An 18,696-nucleotide genomic window follows, 5' to 3' on the forward strand; every position below is an offset into this window, starting at 1 on the left:
CATTGATTTTTTATTCATTTACAAAATGCCTTGTTTATTTCGGCGACAAACAAAGAAAATTTTGAAGAATTAAGAGAACGTCTTTACGAAGTCGTAAGACAAATTCATATTCCCCGTTTTCCTCACAATAAGTTTTTATATCCTGATTATAAAGATGCGGTAGAGAAAGAAGAAAAGGAATAAGTTTTCTAAAATATAGAGTAGTATAAAATAAAAAATCCCTTTTGAATAATTTTCAAAAGCGATTTCTTATAGGTGTTAATCGCTGTAATAGTATCTTAATTTTAAAAACCATAATTAACACCAAGTCCAAATATTTCCCTTACTTGAACTGCTTGCACTGAATTGTCATCGTAGATGGTTTGTAATGCAATATTTGCCGTCAAGTATTTGTTGATTCTCATCACCACATTCATTTGGTAATCGATATCCACATTTTGTGGGCTGTCTAGATAGTTGGAATATAGATTTAAGCGATTCTCTATAGATACATTTGCCATTAAATTGAACTTATAGTACGTTGTAATACTGGCTCCAAATTCAAATCGGAAGCTGTCCCCTTGTAAAACGCCAAATGACGGACCAAAATCAGTAAAGTGATTGTGTACCAAGATTAGTTTTAACGTAGCGGGAGAAAAATTCACACTCAGGTTATTGCTTTTTTTCCATAGTATCCCAGGTCCCAATTGGAAATAAGCCGGAGAGAAAAAACGGGATATTTTCACCATGTTTTTATCAAAACCAGTGTCCATCTGGCTTTTGAAATTAAAAAACATCAAATAGTACCAGTCACCGCTTGCTTTTTTACCCCAAAGGGAGTTTAATTCTACGCGATCATCTGTTTTGGCTGTTCTATTGTCGCCTTTAATTTTACTTAAACCGTAAGCGAGAATAAATTTATTTTCCCAAACCACGTCTCCTTTCTTATAATTAAAGTCGTAGTTAATACCAAAATTTTCTGCTATGTTTGATGTTCCACCGCCTAGCCACTGTTTGTTGTAGGCAGATTGGTTGAAAAGTAGAGAAAGATTACCTTATTTTATTTATAGGTTAGCCGTGTCTATTTGTGTTTTCTAGGCATTTCCAATAAACATAGCTCAATAAAAACAAAAGATAGTAGCGACTTTTTCATATCTCGGTGTTTTTAATTCATTCTATTTTTTTGCTTTGTATAACGGAACGGCAGAGCAAGCTTCGCCATACATAATGCTACGGGCATAGGGTTGTAGATATTGTGCTGCCAAAACGTAAGCACGTGTAGGCACGGGCTTTTGCGAACAGCCTTTTATGATAATCGATTTATTAACATATGCGGAAAAGTCAACCTTAGCCAGTAATTCTTCATACAAGGCCGCATTTAAATCATCTATGTTTCCATCTACTATCTTAGTAGCGAAAGGGGCAAGTTGGATTGCAACTAATATGGAAGCCCACGCTGGAACTATCGCATCAGTACTGCAATTTATGGCCACAAATTGATTCTGGTACTGCGTCCAATCGTGATTTTTAAGGTGTTCTCTAAACTCTTTTTCTTTCAAAAGAAAGCCTTCTAGCAGCCATTGTGAAATATCGACCTGAGACCGAATACCTTTCGGGTAATGATCTTCTAAATCGAATACTTCGAGTTTACTTGTGGCGACTTTATTTATGATTTCATCTTCCATACTTTTATTTTATAGATAGCCCTCAGCCTGCAATGTAAACAGTTGGGCATATAATTGATTATTCTTCATTAATTCCTGATGCGTTCCTGACTCTAGGATCTGACCTTCTTGTAGGACAACAATGCGATCGGCCTGTCTCACGGTGCTAAATCGATGAGAGATGATCACACTAGTTTTGTCCTTAATTAATCCTATAAACCGTTCAAAAACTTCGCTTTCGGCTTTGGCATCTAGCGCCGATGTGGGCTCGTCTAAAATCATTACTTCAGCGTTTTTCATGTAAGCCCTTCCCAATGCAATTTTTTGCCACTGTCCGCCGGAAAGCTCTTGGCCTTTAGCAAATCGTTTTCCTAGTTGTTGCTCGTAACCATACTTTAATTCAGCAACAACTTCATCGGCTAGACTTAATTCAGCCGCTTTCAAAATGCGTTCATTATTGTTAATCTCATCAATCTTGCCGATAGCAATATTTTCTTTTACGGAAAATTCATATCTGAAAAAATCCTGAAAAAGGACCCCAAAATACTCCTGATAATTGGCCTTATTATATTGGTTGATATTAATGCCGTCTAGCAAAATTTCACCTGATGTAGGCTCGTAAAATCGAAGCAGTAATTTAGTAAGTGTCGTTTTTCCTGCACCATTTTGCCCAACAAATGCTATTTTTTCTCCTGCTTTGATGGTAAAACTTACATCGTTTAATATTTGATTATCACTTTCAGGATAAGCAAAGTAAACGTTTTTGAATTCAAATCCGATTTTGATTTTTTCTGGCATCGGAACCTCGTTTTTACTTTTATATTCTGTCGAAATGTCGATAAAATCAAAATAATCTTTGAGGTACAAAGCACTCTCTGATATTCGTGTAAATTTCGAAAAAAAATCGCGCAGACTACTCATTAATCGATTGAAACTCCCGGATAAAAAAGTTAATTCTCCCAATGAAATTCCGCCCGAAAGAACCTTATAAATTATAAAAACATAAGCGGCATAGTAACTGATCGATCCTAAAACATTAAATAAGAACCCATAACTGGAACGTTTTACAACAAGCGATTTATTTAATTTGAAATAGCGCGTTGCAAGGGTTTCAAATCTTTCCACCAGAAAACTAGTTAAACCAAAAAGCTTAATTTCCTTAGCCGTTTTGTCATTAGCACCAATAAATCTAAGGTAATCCAATTCTCTTCTTTCGGAAGTCCAGCTTCGGGCCAGCGAATATTGTTGTTGACTGAAACGGACTTCATTTATAAAAGAGGGAAAAATGCTTAAAACTAATAAGATAATTAAATAAGGCTCAAAATAAATGAGTCCTACCACCAGTGAAAATATAGAAATAGTAGTTTGAGCCTGACCTAACACATTCGACATTAAATCAACACGACCTGCCGTTTGCGTTCTTGCTCGGTCAAGCTTGTCGTAAAATTCAGAATTTTCAAGTAAACTTATATCAATTTCATTGGTCTTTCTAATGATTTTAATCGAACTATTGATGTTGTACTGATCTCCAAGAATTCCATCCGTAAGTGAGATTGCACGACCTACCAAATCCGATAATACTACCAGAATAAATTCAATTACTACTGATTGCCAAAGTTCAGAATAATCCTTTTCTCCATGTGTTGTAATTTGGATGATAGCATCAAAAATAAGTTTTCCAACCCATAAAATCGCAACCGGTAACAAAGCCGCAACGATTCTACACAAAGCAGATGTCAAGAATAACGATTTGTTAGTTCGCCAAATTTCTTTGAAAAACCGGGGAATTAAGAAAAGCGAATCAAGAGACGATTTTAATCCAATTTTTTGATCGTTTAACGATTTGGGTTGCCTGCGTGCCATTTTATAGCATTCCTAATTCTAATTTTGCTTCTTCACTCATTAAGTCTTTGCTCCATGGTGGATCAAAAGTAATCTCTACTTCAGCATCTTTTACATGCTCAACTGTTTTTACTTTATCTTCTACTTCTCTTGGTAAACTTTCTGCAACGGGGCAATTAGGGGAGGTTAGTGTCATCAAGATTTTTACTTCATAATCGGTATTCACCATTACATCATAGATTAATCCTAATTCATAAATGTCCACAGGGATTTCAGGGTCGTAAATTGTTTTTAATTTTTTTACGATCGCTTCTCCTAATGCGTTAGTATCTATTTCTTGTTCCATAATTTTTTATTTTTGTGAGTCGTATGCCAATGCATACATTTTAATATTTTTAATCATTGAGACGAGTCCGTTAGCACGCGTTGGTGATAAATGCTCTTTCAAGCCAATTTCGTCTATAAAATTCATGTCGGCTTCGAGAATAGCCGAAGCAGTTTGATTGGAGAAAGTACGAATTAAAATTGCTATAATTCCCTTAGTCAAAATAGCGTCGCTGTCTGCGGTAAAGACTATTTTGTCTTCCTCTTTTTCTCCCTGTAACCATACTTTCGACTGGCAGCCTTTAATGACATTATTGTCTGTTTTGAACTCTTCTTTAATCAACGGAAGGTTTTTACCTAGTTGGATGATGTATTCATAGCGCTCCATCCAATCATCAAACATGGAGAATTCGTCTACTATTTCGTTTTGTATCTCTTTAATTTTCATCATTGTGTTCTGCAAATGAATTTATTTTATTTACGAATTTTTTAATCTCTTTTGGTGGAAAACCATGATCAAAACTGGGAGTTTCATAGGTTTTATCTTGAAACGTAATTTTAAAATTAGCAATTGGCGCTCCGTCATAAAAACGTTTTTCGGTAGGTGCTTTTAGTTTTGGTAGGCTGTCTAATTCTATTTTATGGAAATAACGCACTAAATCTTCCCAATCCTCGCTAGTTATCTTTGTAGCTGCGGCCTCATCGTTTCCACTTCTATCTTTTGAAATTTTGACAGTTTGATTTTGAACCGTTATTTTTTGGTAAAACCCTCTTGTATTTGCGGTGTATTCAACAACAGCAGATTCTAAATCTTGCTTGTTTTGTCCCTCACAGCTCTTTCCAAGAAATATAGTCAATAATAATAAAGATAGGATTTTCATGTTTTAAATTGTTAAGATAACATTACCGTTGCTCTTTTTAACGCTTCAACCATAACGTCAATCTCTTCTTTAGTATTGTAAAAAGAAAAGGAAGCTCGTATTGTTCCTGGAATATCGAAAAAAGTCATAATCGGTTGTGCGCAATGGTGCCCAGTTCTAACCGCTATTCCTAATTTGTCAATTATGGTACCTATGTCATAAGGATGAATTCCTTCAATGTTAAATGAAATTACGGAGGTTTTTTCTTTTGCTGTACCAAAAATTTTCAAACCTTCAATTTCTAACAAGCGTTTGGTTCCATAGTCTAACAATTCAAGTTCTTGTTTTTGAATGTTTTCAAAACCAACTTCGTTCATATAATCCACTGCAGTACCTAAAACGATTCCACCAGCAACATTGGGCGTTCCTGCTTCAAATTTATGGGGAAGTCCAGCATAAGTGGTTTTCTCAAAAGACACGTCTTTAATCATTTCTCCACCGCCTTGGTAAGCAGGTAATTTATTCAACCAATCTTCTTTTCCGTATAAAATTCCTATACCAGTGGGACCACATATTTTATGTCCTGAAAAAACATAGAAATCACAATCTAACTCCTGCATATTGGGTTTTAAGTGGGGAACGGCTTGGGCTCCATCAATTAAAACAGCTGCTCCATAGGTATGTGCTTGATTAGTTATGTACTTGACTGGGTTAATTGTACCAAGTGCATTAGAAATATGAATCACTGCAACAATTTTAGTTTTTTCTGAAAGTAACTTGTCGTATTCAGCCATGATTAGTTCCCCTTCTTGATTCATAGGAATGACTTTCAGTACGGCACCTGTTCTTTCACAAAGCATTTGCCATGGCACAATATTACTATGGTGCTCCATTGCTGAAATTAACACCTCATCACCAGGTTTTAAAATAGAAGTGAATCCGTTTGCGACTAAATTAATTCCAAAAGTAGTTCCAGAAGTAAATAGTACTTCATGAGAAAATTTGGCATTGATGTGGTTCTGAATCTTACCACGTGAAATCTCATACGCATCGGTAGCCAGTTGGCTCAATGTGTGTACTCCGCGATGAATGTTTGCATTAATTTCCTGGTAGTATTTTGAAATAGCATCAATCACAATTTGTGGTTTTTGAGATGTGGCACCGTTGTCGAAATAAACTAAAGGTTTTCCATTTACTTTTTGTGAAAGGATGGGGAAATCGGCTCTTATTTTTTGAATATCTAGCATAATTATTTAGAATAATTTATTGATACAAAAGTACTGAAATACAAATTGTTTTTGCGGCTAAATCGTCGTTTTTTATGTTTGTTTCCTATACGTTCATAGAGATATAGTATAGTAGCAGTAAAGATATAATTTACTAAATTGCAATAAAATAGTGTCAAATGAAAAAATTATTCAAAGTCGTTGGTTTAGCCTCTTTTATAGGTCTTTTTTATTACGGATTTATAACGTATCCGAAATTGGATTTGATTTCGGGCTTTTCAGCCAAAAGTATTGCTTCGGGACATTTTATCGATCAGCGTTCAAAGGAAATGATTGAAAAAGGAGACAACGATATTAATTTGCTCGACTTGGCGACAAACACAATTATTGAAAAAGGACAATTTGCAACAGCTTCTGTTTACGGACTGCAAGAACGAAAAGCGATTTATCGCGAAGGTCTGGGAGCCATGTTGGTAGATCCTAATTTTGATGAAACTGCTCCGTATGAGGTCCCCAAAAGAACTAAAACTGTTTCTCAGCTTCCTTTTCCTTACGGTAGTCAGGAGCCTAAAGACACTCTTTTTAGCACGGTTGATTACGTGAAACTTAATGCGGCTGTAGCCAATGCTTTTGATACGGGAGAAAAAAAAGATAAAAGAACGCGTTCCGTTATTGTGATACATAAAGACCGAATCATTGCGGAGAAATACGGTACTGGCTTTGATAAAAACAGTGAAATCCTAGGTTGGTCGATGACCAAAAGTATTACGGCTACTATTTTTGGAATACTGGAAAAGCAGGGAAAATATGATATTTATAAACCGGCGCCGATACCCGAGTGGAGTACAGACAAGCGTAAAAACATTAGCACAAACGATTTGCTTCATATGAATTCCGGACTGGAATGGGAAGAGGATTACAGTACGATTTGTGATGCGACAACGATGTTATTTCAGTCTAGGAATATGGGAAGGATACAATTAGAAAAGCCAGCTGCTTTTGCGCCCAATACTCATTGGAACTATTCTTCGGGAACGACGAATTTACTGTCGTACATTTTAAGAAACCAGTTTAGCACACATCAGGAATACTTAGATTTCTGGTATTCGGCTTTGATTGATAAAATTGGCATGAATTCTATGGTAATCGAAACAGATATGGCTGGTAATTATGTTGGTTCTTCTTATGGCTGGGCAACTACGCGCGATTGGTCAAAATTTGGTTTGTTGTACTTGCACAAAGGAAACTGGAACGGGGAACAAATTCTGGATGAAAGTTGGGTAAAATACGTGGCTACTCCCACTGCTACTTCCGAAGGTGCTTATGGAGGGCAGTTTTGGTTAAATGCGGGCGGGAAATTCCCAGATGCCCCAAGAGATATGTTTTATTGCAGTGGTTTTCAAGGGCAGATGGTAGCGATTATTCCATCACTGGATGTGGTTATCGTGCGCATGGGCTTAAAAGAAAACCCAGAGTTCGATTTTAATGGATTTTTGAAAGGAGTGATTGGTAGTTTGAAGGAGTAAATTTAACCGCAAAGTACGGGAAGTAAAAGCACAAAGGGCGCAAAGTTTAGTAAAACTCTGCGCCCTTTTCATATTCCTTATTTTCCTTTGCGGTTAAAAACTACAAATCAAACCCAATTTTAACGCCTAATTTTTTAGCGATAATTTTGGTAATTCTTTGTTTTAATTCAGGTATCTTGATGCTTTCGATGATGGCATTCGAGAAGGCGTACATCAATAAAGCTTTTGCTTCTTTTTCTGGAATTCCACGTTGACGCATGTAGAACATAGCGCTTTCGTCTAATTGTCCTATTGTGCAACCGTGTGAGCATTTTACATCATCCGCAAAAATCTCTAGTTGTGGCTTTGCGTTTATAGTCGCTTTATCACTCAACAAGACGTTATTGTTTTTTTGAAATGCGTTTGTTTTTTGGGCTTCTTTTTCTACGTAAATTTTTCCGTTGAAAACACCGGTCGAACGGTCAGAAAAGATTCCTTTATAATCTTGGTGACTTTCACAATTCGGAGTAGCGTGCTGTACTAAGGTATAATGGTCCACGTGCTGCTTCTCCCCAATAATTGTAATTCCGTTCAGGTAACTTACTATTCTTTCTCCAAAATGGTAGAAATTCAAGTTGTTTCTGATTAGTTTTCCTCCAAAAGAAAAAGTATTCACTGCAACGCTGCTTTCTTGCTGTTGAGACACATAGGTATTGTCAATCAAGTTTGCAGTTAGATTGTCATTTTGAATCTTATAATAATCCACGATAGCTCGTTTTTGAGCAAAAATTTCGGTAACTGAATTAGTCAATACCGGATTTTCATTTAAGCTTTGGTGGCGTTCAATAATTTGGACATGTGAATTTTCACCTACAATCACCAAATTCCTTGGCTGTACCATAAGCGCTGCTTCATTTCCAGTTGAGAAATACATGATTTCAACAGGCCTGTCAGCGACTTTGCTTTTAGGTATGTTAATATAAACTCCTTCAATAGCAAAAGCTGTATTCAACGAAGTTAAACTTTCTTCCTTGTTGGCGATTTGATTGTAGTACTGGTCAATAATCATTTTGTATTTAGGTTTGTTTAATGCTGAAGACATTAAACAAACATCGATCCCTTCGTGCGTTGTAGAAGACAAGTAGGAACTGAAAACCCCGTCAACAAATACTACTTTGTAAGTGTCTACTTCATGTAGAAAATATTTTCTTACTTGGCTAAACTCAACAGCGCTTTCGTGCTTTGGAAAGACAGTAAAGTCATTTTTTAAGAGTGCATTTAGCGAAGTGTATTTCCAGGCCTCGTCTTTTTTTGTTGGGAATCCCTTATTTTCAAAGTTTTTTATTGCAGCGGTGCGTACATCATAAAGTTCTGTATGAACGTCGATTCGCTCTTCAAAAGCCATAAAAGACGATAGTAATTTTTCTTTTAAATCCATTTTGTTTAGTTATAAGTTATGAGCTATGAGTTATAAGTTTTGAAAACGGATAACTGAAAACTGTTAACTAATTTATGCTTCTTGTTCTATTTTGATCCAGTCGTATCCTTTTTCTTCGAGTTCATGAGCTAACGATGCACCACCTGTTTTTACGATTTTTCCATCATAAAGGACGTGTACAAAATCAGGAACGATATGATCTAATAATCTTTGGTAGTGCGTAATAACAATGATTGCGTTTTTATCATTTTTTAGTTTGTTTACTCCATTGGAAACAATTCTAAGTGCATCAATATCTAAACCAGAATCTGTTTCATCAAGAATCGCTAATTTTGGCTCTAACATAGCCATTTGAAAAATCTCATTACGTTTTTTTTCTCCACCTGAAAAACCTTCGTTTAGGGAGCGAGACAAAAATTTTCTGTCGATTTCTAGTAATTCTGATTTTTCACGAATCGTTTTTAGCATTTCGTTCGCTGGCATGTCCTCTTCACCGTTTGCTTTACGAGTTTCGTTAATGGCAGATCGGATGAAATTAGTTACTGAAACTCCAGGAATTTCTACCGGATATTGAAATGAAAGAAACACTCCTTTGTGCGCTCTTTCTTCAGGAGCTAATTCGCGAAGATCTTCTCCTTCTAAAATGATTTCACCTTCGGTTACTTCATAGGTTTCATTTCCTGCAATGATTGACGCAAGCGTACTTTTTCCGGCACCGTTTGGTCCCATTATTGCATGAATTTCTCCTGCTTTCACGTCAAGATTGATTCCTTTTAATATTTCTTTACCTCCAACTGAGGCGTGTAGATTTTTTATGCTTAACATTAGTTTCTTTTTTTTAATTTTAAAATTTAACGTTCCGTTGTTATCGGCACCTTATTTCTTAAACTATATTGTTTTTATTCTACTGTTTGTTTTTCTATTTTCCACTCGAAGATTAGGTGACTTTAACCTACCGAACCTTCAAGAGAAATTTCCAATAATTTCTGTGCTTCCACAGCAAACTCCATCGGTAACTTATTCAATACATCTTTACTAAAACCATTCACGATCAAAGCGATTGCCTTCTCGGTTGGGATTCCACGTTGATTGCAATAGAAAACCTGATCTTCACCAATTTTACTTGTTGTGGCCTCATGTTCAATTTTTGCAGATGGATTTTTGCTTTCGATGTAAGGGAAAGTATGTGCTCCACAGTTGTTACCCATTAATAAGGAGTCGCATTGCGAAAAATTTCTAGCGTTATCGGCATTTGGTGAAATTCTCACTAAACCACGATAACTATTTTGAGACTGTCCGGCTGAAATTCCTTTAGAAATAATGGTCGATGAAGTATTTTTTCCTAAATGAACCATTTTTGTTCCGGTGTCCGCCTGTTGGAAATTATTAGTAACAGCAATCGAATAAAATTCTCCCACTGAATTGTCTCCTTTAAGCACTACAGAAGGGTATTTCCAGGTTACGGCAGAACCAGTCTCTACTTGTGTCCAAGAGATTTTTGCGTTTTTCTCACAGATTCCTCTTTTAGTTACAAAATTGAAAACTCCACCTTTACCTTCTTTATTTCCGGGATACCAGTTTTGTACGGTAGAATACTTGATTTCGGCATCGTCTAAGGCGACTAGTTCCACTACTGCGGCATGCAGTTGGTTTTCGTCACGACTCGGCGCGGTGCAACCTTCAAGGTAACTTACGTAACTTCCTTCATCGGCAATTAATAAAGTTCTTTCAAACTGTCCTGTTCCGGCTTGGTTAATTCTAAAGTAAGTAGAAAGTTCCATTGGACAGCGAACACCTTTTGGAATATAACAGAATGATCCATCAGAGAATACGGCTGAATTCAATGCGGCATAAAAATTATCTTTTTGTGGAATAACTGTTCCTAAATATTTACGAACTAATTCTGGATGCTCTTTAATCGCTTCAGAAATACTCATAAAAATGATTCCTTTCTCCCCTAGCGACTTTTTGAATGTCGTTGCGACTGAAACGGAATCGACTACGATATCCATAGCGACATTATTCATCATCTTTTGTTCGTCAACAGAGATGCCTAATTTTTTATACATTTCTAAAAGCTCTGGGTCGACATCATCTAATGTTTTATTAGGGTCAACCGCTTTTGGTGCTGAATAATAGGAGATCGCCTGAAAGTCAGGTTTTGGATAATGAACATTAGCCCATTCTGGTTCTGTCATTTCCTGCCAAGCACGAAAAGACTCAAGACGCCAGTTAGTCATCCATTCTGGTTCCTCTTTTCTCGTCGAAATAGCACGAACAATATCTTCGTTCAGGCCAATAGGAAAGGTATCCGCTTCTAGTTCGGTGTAAAAACCGTACTTATATTCTTTAGTTTCGAGTTCGATTTTTAAATCGTCTTCTGTGTATTTTGACATATTTTTAAATTGAAAAACTTAACGATTCAAAAATTGAAAAATTAAATTTTATTATTTTATCTAAATAGAAGTTAATCGTGGATTCAAAAGTTTTAGTTTTAAAGAGAGAAACTCTCTCCACATCCGCACGTTCTATTTGCATTTGGGTTGTTGAAGATAAATCCTTTTCCGTTTATTCCACCAGAGAATTCTAATATTGTTCCGGCTAGGTAGAGGAAAGATTTTTTTTCTACAGCAATTGTTATTTCGTTGTCTATGAATATTTTATCGTCTTCGCTTTTGGCTTTGTCAAATTTCAAATCATAAGACAAACCAGAACATCCGCCACTTTTTACGCCAACTCTAACGTAGTCTGTAGCAGCGTCAAAACCGTCCTCACTCATCAAATCGACGATTTTCTTTTTGGCAGTATCTGAAACCTGTATCATTGTTATATTGATTTTGTCTAAATTAAAGACAAAGATACTATTTAAAAACCTTTTTCCATAATTGATAACATTTTTATAACTAATCGTAAAATAGAAAAAGTCTATGCAATTTGATTTAAAGCAGATCAATTTTCATAAATTGCAATCTCATTATGAAAAATGCGGAGATTCAAAGGGAGCTTTCTTATTTGTTACAGGATAAGACAATCGAAATGGAATCTTTTACTTCTTCATTTTTTTAATCTTTTAACTCAAAAAAATGAAACTATATTCCATAGAAACTGGCAATTTTAAATTAGATGGCGGCGCAATGTTTGGTGTTGTACCAAAGACAATTTGGAGCCGTACCAATCCTGCCGATGCTAATAATTTGATCGATATAGCAGCAAGATGCCTGCTTATTGAAGAGGGCAACAGATTAATCTTAATCGACACCGGAATGGGTGATAAGCAATCAGAGAAGTTTTTTGGTTATTATTCCTTGTGGGGGACGCACTCCATGGATAAATCGCTGGCAAAACATGGTTTTAGTCGTGATGATGTGACGGATGTTTTTATGACGCATTTGCATTTTGACCATTGTGGTGGAAGTGTACAATGGAACAAAAACAAAACAGGATACGAACCTGCTTTCAAAAATGCCAAATTCTGGAGCAATGAAAGTCACTGGCAATGGGCGACAAAACCCAATCCGAGAGAGAAGGCTTCTTTTTTGTCTGAAAACATTATGCCGATGCAAGAAAGCGGACAACTTAATTTTATCAAAAGATCCGAAGGGGACTTCCTAGAGCAATCAGAACTGGGGTTTGGGATTTTCTTTGCTGACGGGCACACTGAAAAGCAGATGATTCCGCACATTCAATACAATGGTAGGACTATTGTTTTTATGGCGGATTTATTGGCAACAGCCGGACACATCCCAATCCCCTACGTCATGGGATACGATACAAGACCTTTGTTGACCATGCCGGAGAAAACTAAATTCCTTACTACCGCAGCAGACAATGAGTACTATTTGTTCCTGGAACATGATGCGTACAACGAGATCGTTACCGTGCAACATACCGAAAAAGGAGTGCGATTGAAGGAAGTTTTTAAAGCGGACGAAATCTTAAGGTAGTGTTAATCGTTTTTATACTGTAACAAAATCAAGTATTTTAGACCAATATTTACAACTTAATAAATAAAATAATAAATGAATAGCATTAAACCCATTTGCCTTTCTGCCTTTGCCGTTTTGGTTTTGGCTGGATGTGGAGCTCAAAAACAAGTTTCAAGCTTTAGTTCGGTAGCCTTAATAAGCGCCCCTTTAAATATTAAAAAAGTAGCCCCTTTAAAAGAAAATGAATTGGAACGTTGGAGTCATTTGGACATCGTAAATGATACGATTCCCGGAATGAGTGTTGACAGAGCATATTCAGAACTTCTAAAAGATAAAAAGGGAGTAAAAGTAATCGTTGGAATTGTAGATTCAGGTGTTGATATCGAACATGAAGATTTAAAATCGGTAATCTGGACCAACTCAAAAGAAATTGCGGGTAACGGGATTGATGATGACAATAACGGTTATGTTGATGACATTCACGGTTGGAATTTTCTAGGAGATATCACTAAAGAAAATTTAGAATACGAAAGAATCATCAAAGACAAAACTTTAGTGGATGAGGTAACGTATCAGGAAGCTAAGAAAATTAATGATGACAAAATAGCCCAAGCCAAAGCAGGAAAAACTCGTTTAGAGGGACTTTTAACTTTAACGTCGAGCGCAGATGCAGTCATAGAAAAGCATTTATCCAAGGGTGTATATACCATCGATGAAGTAAATACAATTGATTCAAAAGACACCGTAATTTTAGAAAGCAAAGCAACAATGCAGAGAATGCTATCTTATGGCATGAGCGTTGTTGATTTAGAAAAAGCAATTCAAGGAGATATTGACGGAATGACTGCTCTTCTTAATGGAGATAATTTAAAACAAGATTATAGAAAAGTAGTGGGTGACAACCCAAACGATATCACCGATACAAAATACGGAAACAATAATGTAATGGGCCCGGATCCGGATAAGGAAGGAATTCTTCATGGAACGCACGTTGCAGGAATCGTTGCTCAGGTTAGAAATAACAATATTGGCGGAGACGGGATTGCAAACAATGTTGAGATTTTAACCGTTCGTGCGGTACCAGATGGAGATGAATATGATAAAGATATCGCACTTGGAATTCGTTATGCAGTTGATAACGGAGCAAAAGTAATCAACGGTAGTTTTGGAAAAAGCTTTTCTCCTCACAGGGAATGGGTATATGATGCGATCAAATATGCGGAGAAGAAAGACGTGTTAATCGTACACGCTGCAGGAAATGATGGTAAAGATATTGATAGTAATGAAAATTTTCCTAACGATTCTGATGATAAAAAAACAGAATACGCAGATAATATGCTAACTATTGGTGCTTTGAACTTTGAGTATGGTGATAAAGTAGTGGCGCGTTTCTCTAATATTGGGAAAGTAAACGTTGATGTTTTTGCCCCTGGCGTAAAAATTTATGCAACAACACCAAATGATACTTTCAAATATTTACAGGGAACTTCGATGGCATCACCAAATGTTGCTGGAGTTGCTGCTATAATTCGTTCTTACTACCCAACATTAAGTGCTTCGCAAGTAAAACACATTTTGATGGATTCAGGTGTGGCGATTACTGAATCTGTTGTGGTGGCAGGAAACCCAAAAGACAGCCGTTCCTTTACTACTTTGTCTAAATCAGGAAAAATAGTAAACGCATACAACGCTTTGTTAATGGCAGATAAAATGTCAAGAAAATAAATAGTACAGTTACAAATCCAATGGAAGGACAGCTGTCCTTCCATTTTTTTATTTAAATACCATGAGAAAACTTATTTTATTAGCGCTTGTCACACTTAATTTTGGTTCACTTGTCGCGCAAAGCTCCACCTATTGGCAGCAACACGTCGATTATAAAATGGACGTTACCATGGATATCAAAAACTACCAATACAAAGGAAAGCAGGAATTAGTCTATAGCAACAATTCATCTGACACCTTAAAAAAAGTATATTATCATTTGTTTAATAATGCATTCCAGCCCGGAAGCGAGATGGATGCTAGACTTCACAGCATCAAAGATCCTGATGGGAGAATGGTAAACAAAGTAAAAGTAGACGGTAAAGAGGTTAAGGTGAGTCGTATCGAAGGCTTAAAGCCAGACGAAATCGGGTATTTAAAAATTTCTAATTTTAAGCAAGACGGCGTTGCCGCCGAAGCAAAAACAGTAGGAACAATACTTGAAGTTACTTTGGCACAACCAATATTACCGAATACTAAAACTACTTTCACCTTAGATTTTGACGGACAAGTTCCAGTACAAATTCGTCGTTCTGGTAGAAATAATTCGGAGGGAGTTGCATTGTCCATGACGCAATGGTATCCTAAAATGGCTGAATTTGATTTTGAGGGTTGGCATGCTGATCCATATATCGCTAGAGAATTTCACGGCGTTTGGGGTGATTTTGATGTAAATATCACGATTGAGAAAGAATATACTTTGGGAGGTACCGGTTATTTACAAAACCAAAATGAAATTGGACACGGGTACGAAGAGGCGGGTGTTAACGTAAACTATCCCAAGAAAATGAAAATGTTGACTTGGCATTTTGTAGCGCCAATGGTTCATGATTTTGCTTGGGCTGCTGACAAAAACTACATGCACGATATCGTAAAAGGACCCAATGATGTTGACCTACATTTCCTTTACAAAAATGAGCCAAGAACTATTGAAAATTGGAAGAAATTACAGCCTATGATGGTTAATGTAATGGATTTTTTCAATAAAAATATTGGAGATTATCCATACAAACAATATTCCTTTATACAAGGTGGAGATGGCGGAATGGAATATGCCATGAGTACTTTGATGTTAGGTAACGGCACACTTGAAGGGATTTATGGAACAGCGACGCATGAATTAGCCCATTCTTGGTTCCAACATGTTCTGGCTTCTAATGAATCAAAACACCCTTGGATGGACGAAGGATTTACAACTTATGTTTCAGATTTAGCAGAGAATGAATTTGCTGCCAAAAAAGTGGCAAACCCCTTAGAAGGAAATTATAGAGCGTATTATAGTTTAGTGAATTCTGGGAAAGAGCAACCACAAACTACCCACGGAGACCGTTATGATGAAAACAGACCGTACAGTATTTCCTCTTATGTAAAAGGAAGTATCTTCTTGTCACAATTAAACTATGTAATTGGAAAGGATAAATTAGCGGAAACCATCAAAAGGTATTTCCATGATTTTAAATTCAAACACCCTACGCCAAATGACATAAAAAGGTCAGCAGAACGTGTTTCTGGAGCTAATTTAGATTGGTATTTAGTAGACTGGACAAAGACTTTGAACACGATCGATTACGGTATCAAAGCAGTAACGGATAACGGTGATAAAACCACGGTGAGTTTAGAAAGAATCGGACTAATGCCTATGCCTATTGACTTATTAGTAGAGTATACTGACGGAACCATGGAAAGCTTTTATATTCCGTTGCGCCAGATGCATTATGAAAAAGAAAACCCAATGCCTGAGGTAAAAAGAACCGTTATAAGCGATTGGACTTGGGCAGCTTCTAACTATGATTTTACAATTGGGAAATCAAAGAGTACAATCAAGAAAATCACCATCGACCCAAGCGGATTAATGGCTGATGTGAAACAAGGGAATAACGTTTATACCCAATAAAACTAGAGTATTTAATCTAAGTCTTAGTTCATGAACATTAACTATAACGAATCCAATAAATCGATTGAGATTAAGGATGGACTTAAAAGCTATGCCTTTTTAATCAACTTACTGATGAGTTTAAATCTGGTGACTGCGATTCTAAATCTATCAGACGTAAAAGTGAGCTTTGGTTTTATGAAGATAATCTGGTTGCTATTAGGAGCGGTTTCCATTTTCATTCTCTACAACGCTATTTTTAAAAAATCAACAAGAGAAAAAATACCAGTTGATCAAATAAAAGCACTAAATCAACGCAGTTTTTTAGGAAAAACAAAATATTTTATACAATTAAAAAACGGAAAAACCCGTGACTTAGTAGATGTGAAATCCGAAGCAGAATATACCAAACTGCGAGCAATGTTTACCGAAAACGGAATTCTAGAGTAATGTCAAACGAATTCATGTTTTAGTAGAAAGTGTTCTAGTATAAAGTCAAAAGGTCGTAAAATTTATATTTTGCGACCTTTTTTGTGTTTAGGAAATAAAGCGTATTGTGTGCGACGACAGGAAACACTAAATTTGTAACAAATGATTTTATAAAAAGACATGAAACTAAGTATAACGATTATTGGCGCAGGAATTTCGGGACTTTCAGCAGGATTGCATTTGCATCGCAAAGGTTTTTCTGTAAAAATTATAGAAGCTAGCGACAGGGTAGGTGGACGAATAAAGACAGATATTATCGATGGATTTAGACTCGATCGCGGTTTTCAGGTTTTACTGACATCATATCCAGAAGCGAAAATGCTTTTAGATTATGAAGCGTTACAACTCAAGACTTTTTTACCTGGAGCAACTGTGTTGTATGACGGTGGCCAATTTGAAATAGCAGATCCGTTTCGAAGACCATCCGCTTTACTTGCTACGGTTTTTGCACCAGTAGGCTCCTTAAAAGACAAAATCAATACTTTTGTATTGAAGCAAAAATTAATAAGGAAATCGATAAAAGGCATCTTTTTGCAGCAGCAAAAACCTAGTTTGGAGCAATTGAAAGATTATGGATTCAGTTCGAAAATGATTAATCGCTTTTTCAAACCTTTTTTCTCAGGAATTTTTCTCGAAAACAAATTAGAAACGCCTAACAGGATGTTTGATTTCGTGATGAAAATGTTTTCAGAAGGGGACGCTGCGATTCCAGCATTAGGGATGGAAGAAATCCCAAAACAATTAGCTAGTCAATTGCCTGCCGATACTTTTTTGTACCATACAAAAGTTGTCGACATTCGTGAAAACACGATTATCACTAGCTCGGGTGATGAAATAAAATCAGATATCATTATAGTTGCTACGGAGGCGAATGACCTTATTTCGAAATTAAAAAGTAATGTTGAAACCCAACATCGTTCGGTTACTAATGTCTACTTTCAAACTGCGATTTCACCGTCAAACAAGGCAGTTGTAATTCTAAACGCATCTGAAAAGAAAAAAGTGATAAACAATTTGACCGTAATGACAAACGTCAGCGCCGCCTATGCGCCTGCAGGGAAAGTTTTAATTTCAGTATCCTGCAATGGGATTGTAGATTTTGGCGAACAGGAATTAGCAGACGCAATCAAAACCGAATTGCAACCATGGTTTGGAAAACAAGTGGAAGCATGGTCGCACTTGAAGACCTATAAAGTTAAATACGCACTGCCAAATCTCACGGTTCTTAAAGACGATTTGACAATTGCTGATATGAAAATCAATGATCATTTATATTGCTGTGGCGATCATTTGTTAAACGGTTCTATAAACGCTGCGATGAAATCAGGGCGTTTGGTGGCTGATTTGATAGTTGCAGAATACCATTAAAATTATTATACTTCAGCAAATTATTTAATACCGTTAACAAAACAGACGCCGATTTTTCATAAGGGACGTCTGTTTTTTTGTTCGTTCTACACTTAGAAAAAAGAAAAATATCGATTTTCTGGATTATTTTCAATGCTCCAGCATATCTTTTGTCATCGTTTCCAGATCATGTTTATGTTTCCAGTTCCAGTCTTTTCTGGCAAAATCATCATCAATACTTGCAGGCCAGCTGTCGGCTATTTTTTGACGGAAGTCTGTTTTTTTTATCAATAATAGTTGTAATCTGAATGTGTAAATTAACAAAAAGATAACATTTGTAGTTTTTATTTAGAATATTTTTCTTTAGATTAGCAAAAGCTTCACAAATAAAGTAGCTTTATTTTAACCAGATAGTTATGATAAAAAAATAACTTACCCCCCCACCCTATTACGTAAGTT

The 18,696-nt window shown here is 36.3% G+C and carries 18 protein-coding genes and 1 pseudogene; 7 read left to right on the top strand and 12 right to left on the bottom strand.

The window, feature by feature from the left end:
* Positions 1-24: 24 nt before the first annotated feature.
* Positions 25-183: pseudogene (locus A3SG_RS21650) on the top strand (GTPase HflX); the annotation flags it as partial.
* A gap of 101 nt (positions 184-284) precedes the next feature.
* Here A3SG_RS21650 and A3SG_RS19865 read toward each other — a convergent pair.
* From A3SG_RS19865 to A3SG_RS0112995, 7 genes are all read right to left on the bottom strand, one after another.
* On the bottom strand, positions 285-965 hold the full coding sequence (locus A3SG_RS19865; protein ID WP_232226374.1) for a DUF3078 domain-containing protein: 681 nt from the start codon (positions 963-965) through the stop codon (positions 285-287).
* Positions 966-1,154: 189 nt separating this feature from the next.
* Positions 1,155-1,664 (bottom strand): DUF2480 family protein, encoded by a 510-nt coding sequence (locus A3SG_RS0112970; protein WP_016990451.1) that lies wholly within the window; start codon positions 1,662-1,664, stop codon positions 1,155-1,157.
* 9 nt (positions 1,665-1,673) lie between these two features.
* Positions 1,674-3,506 carry an ABC transporter ATP-binding protein gene (locus A3SG_RS0112975; protein ID WP_016990452.1) on the bottom strand — a complete coding sequence of 611 codons (1,833 nt, stop codon included), beginning with the start codon at positions 3,504-3,506 and terminating at the stop codon, positions 1,674-1,676.
* Position 3,507: 1 nt separating this feature from the next.
* Complete coding sequence (locus tag A3SG_RS0112980; RefSeq protein ID WP_016990453.1) at positions 3,508-3,831, bottom strand: SUF system Fe-S cluster assembly protein; 324 nt, start codon at positions 3,829-3,831, stop codon at positions 3,508-3,510.
* Between the two features lie 6 nt (positions 3,832-3,837).
* On the bottom strand, positions 3,838-4,257 hold the full coding sequence (locus A3SG_RS0112985) for a SufE family protein (RefSeq protein ID WP_016990454.1): 420 nt from the start codon (positions 4,255-4,257) through the stop codon (positions 3,838-3,840).
* Positions 4,247-4,690, bottom strand: coding sequence for a hypothetical protein (locus tag A3SG_RS0112990; RefSeq protein WP_016990455.1), 444 nt, complete (start codon positions 4,688-4,690; stop codon positions 4,247-4,249). The genes A3SG_RS0112985 and A3SG_RS0112990 overlap by 11 nt, the downstream gene beginning before the upstream one ends.
* Positions 4,691-4,701: 11 nt before the next feature.
* The gene (locus A3SG_RS0112995) at positions 4,702-5,916 is read right to left on the bottom strand and encodes an aminotransferase class V-fold PLP-dependent enzyme (protein ID WP_016990456.1); all 1,215 of its coding nucleotides are present in this window, start codon (positions 5,914-5,916) and stop codon (positions 4,702-4,704) included.
* A 158-nt stretch (positions 5,917-6,074) separates the two neighbouring features.
* On the opposite strand from A3SG_RS0112995, the gene A3SG_RS0113000 reads away from it, so the two are divergent.
* On the top strand, positions 6,075-7,421 hold the full coding sequence (locus A3SG_RS0113000) for a serine hydrolase domain-containing protein (RefSeq protein WP_016990457.1): 1,347 nt from the start codon (positions 6,075-6,077) through the stop codon (positions 7,419-7,421).
* Between the two features lie 100 nt (positions 7,422-7,521).
* On the opposite strand, the gene sufD is transcribed toward A3SG_RS0113000, so the two are convergent.
* The 4 genes from sufD to A3SG_RS0113020 all read right to left on the bottom strand — a co-directional run bounded on the left by sufD (position 7,522) and on the right by A3SG_RS0113020 (position 11,662).
* Positions 7,522-8,838, bottom strand: a complete 1,317-nt coding sequence (gene sufD / locus A3SG_RS0113005) for a Fe-S cluster assembly protein SufD (protein WP_016990458.1) — start codon at positions 8,836-8,838, stop codon at positions 7,522-7,524.
* A gap of 72 nt (positions 8,839-8,910) precedes the next feature.
* Complete coding sequence (gene sufC, locus A3SG_RS0113010) at positions 8,911-9,663, bottom strand: Fe-S cluster assembly ATPase SufC (protein WP_016990459.1); 753 nt, start codon at positions 9,661-9,663, stop codon at positions 8,911-8,913.
* Positions 9,664-9,785: 122 nt separating this feature from the next.
* Positions 9,786-11,234, bottom strand: coding sequence for a Fe-S cluster assembly protein SufB (gene sufB / locus A3SG_RS0113015; protein ID WP_016990460.1), 1,449 nt, complete (start codon positions 11,232-11,234; stop codon positions 9,786-9,788).
* Positions 11,235-11,332: 98 nt separating this feature from the next.
* Positions 11,333-11,662, bottom strand: a complete 330-nt coding sequence (locus tag A3SG_RS0113020; RefSeq protein ID WP_016990461.1) for a HesB/IscA family protein — start codon at positions 11,660-11,662, stop codon at positions 11,333-11,335.
* Between the two features lie 259 nt (positions 11,663-11,921).
* Here A3SG_RS0113020 and A3SG_RS0113030 point away from each other — a divergent pair, with 259 nt between their 5' ends.
* The 5 genes from A3SG_RS0113030 (at position 11,922) to A3SG_RS0113050 (ending at position 18,258) form a co-directional block, all read left to right on the top strand.
* The gene (locus tag A3SG_RS0113030) at positions 11,922-12,782 is read left to right on the top strand and encodes an MBL fold metallo-hydrolase (protein ID WP_016990463.1); all 861 of its coding nucleotides are present in this window, start codon (positions 11,922-11,924) and stop codon (positions 12,780-12,782) included.
* Between the two features lie 75 nt (positions 12,783-12,857).
* The gene (locus A3SG_RS0113035; protein WP_016990464.1) at positions 12,858-14,489 is read left to right on the top strand and encodes a S8 family peptidase; all 1,632 of its coding nucleotides are present in this window, start codon (positions 12,858-12,860) and stop codon (positions 14,487-14,489) included.
* A 61-nt stretch (positions 14,490-14,550) separates the two neighbouring features.
* Positions 14,551-16,422 (top strand): M1 family metallopeptidase, encoded by a 1,872-nt coding sequence (locus A3SG_RS0113040; protein ID WP_016990465.1) that lies wholly within the window; start codon positions 14,551-14,553, stop codon positions 16,420-16,422.
* A 30-nt stretch (positions 16,423-16,452) separates the two neighbouring features.
* Entirely contained in the window at positions 16,453-16,851 is a 399-nt protein-coding gene (locus A3SG_RS0113045; RefSeq protein WP_016990466.1) for a hypothetical protein, read from the top strand.
* Between the two features lie 159 nt (positions 16,852-17,010).
* Positions 17,011-18,258 (top strand): protoporphyrinogen/coproporphyrinogen oxidase, encoded by a 1,248-nt coding sequence (locus A3SG_RS0113050; protein ID WP_016990467.1) that lies wholly within the window; start codon positions 17,011-17,013, stop codon positions 18,256-18,258.
* 129 nt (positions 18,259-18,387) lie between these two features.
* Here the strand turns inward: A3SG_RS0113050 and A3SG_RS21655 are convergent, their stop codons facing one another.
* A complete protein-coding gene (locus tag A3SG_RS21655; protein ID WP_157485464.1) occupies positions 18,388-18,561 on the bottom strand; it encodes a hypothetical protein in 174 nt (57 codons plus the stop codon).
* Positions 18,562-18,696 lie beyond the last annotated feature (135 nt).

This window comes from Flavobacterium sp. ACAM 123, assembly GCF_000264055.1.
Lineage (GTDB): Bacteria > Bacteroidota > Bacteroidia > Flavobacteriales > Flavobacteriaceae > Flavobacterium.

Excerpts from the sequence above, each read along its gene's own strand:
- A3SG_RS0112970 (WP_016990451.1), bottom strand. The coding sequence starts at position 1,664 with ATGGAAGATGAAATCATAAATAAAGTCGCCACAAGTAAACTCGAAGTA.
- A3SG_RS0112975 (WP_016990452.1), bottom strand. The coding sequence starts at position 3,506 with ATGGCACGCAGGCAACCCAAATCGTTAAACGATCAAAAAATTGGATTA.
- A3SG_RS0112980 (WP_016990453.1), bottom strand. The coding sequence starts at position 3,831 with ATGGAACAAGAAATAGATACTAACGCATTAGGAGAAGCGATCGTAAAA.
- A3SG_RS0112985 (WP_016990454.1), bottom strand. The coding sequence starts at position 4,257 with ATGAAAATTAAAGAGATACAAAACGAAATAGTAGACGAATTCTCCATG.
- A3SG_RS0112990 (WP_016990455.1), bottom strand. The coding sequence starts at position 4,690 with ATGAAAATCCTATCTTTATTATTATTGACTATATTTCTTGGAAAGAGC.
- A3SG_RS0112995 (WP_016990456.1), bottom strand. The coding sequence starts at position 5,916 with ATGCTAGATATTCAAAAAATAAGAGCCGATTTCCCCATCCTTTCACAA.
- A3SG_RS0113000 (WP_016990457.1), top strand. The coding sequence starts at position 6,075 with ATGAAAAAATTATTCAAAGTCGTTGGTTTAGCCTCTTTTATAGGTCTT.
- sufD (WP_016990458.1), bottom strand. The coding sequence starts at position 8,838 with ATGGATTTAAAAGAAAAATTACTATCGTCTTTTATGGCTTTTGAAGAG.
- sufC (WP_016990459.1), bottom strand. The coding sequence starts at position 9,663 with ATGTTAAGCATAAAAAATCTACACGCCTCAGTTGGAGGTAAAGAAATA.
- sufB (WP_016990460.1), bottom strand. The coding sequence starts at position 11,234 with ATGTCAAAATACACAGAAGACGATTTAAAAATCGAACTCGAAACTAAA.
- A3SG_RS0113020 (WP_016990461.1), bottom strand. The coding sequence starts at position 11,662 with ATGATACAGGTTTCAGATACTGCCAAAAAGAAAATCGTCGATTTGATG.
- A3SG_RS0113030 (WP_016990463.1), top strand. The coding sequence starts at position 11,922 with ATGAAACTATATTCCATAGAAACTGGCAATTTTAAATTAGATGGCGGC.
- A3SG_RS0113035 (WP_016990464.1), top strand. The coding sequence starts at position 12,858 with ATGAATAGCATTAAACCCATTTGCCTTTCTGCCTTTGCCGTTTTGGTT.
- A3SG_RS0113040 (WP_016990465.1), top strand. The coding sequence starts at position 14,551 with ATGAGAAAACTTATTTTATTAGCGCTTGTCACACTTAATTTTGGTTCA.
- A3SG_RS0113045 (WP_016990466.1), top strand. The coding sequence starts at position 16,453 with ATGAACATTAACTATAACGAATCCAATAAATCGATTGAGATTAAGGAT.
- A3SG_RS0113050 (WP_016990467.1), top strand. The coding sequence starts at position 17,011 with ATGAAACTAAGTATAACGATTATTGGCGCAGGAATTTCGGGACTTTCA.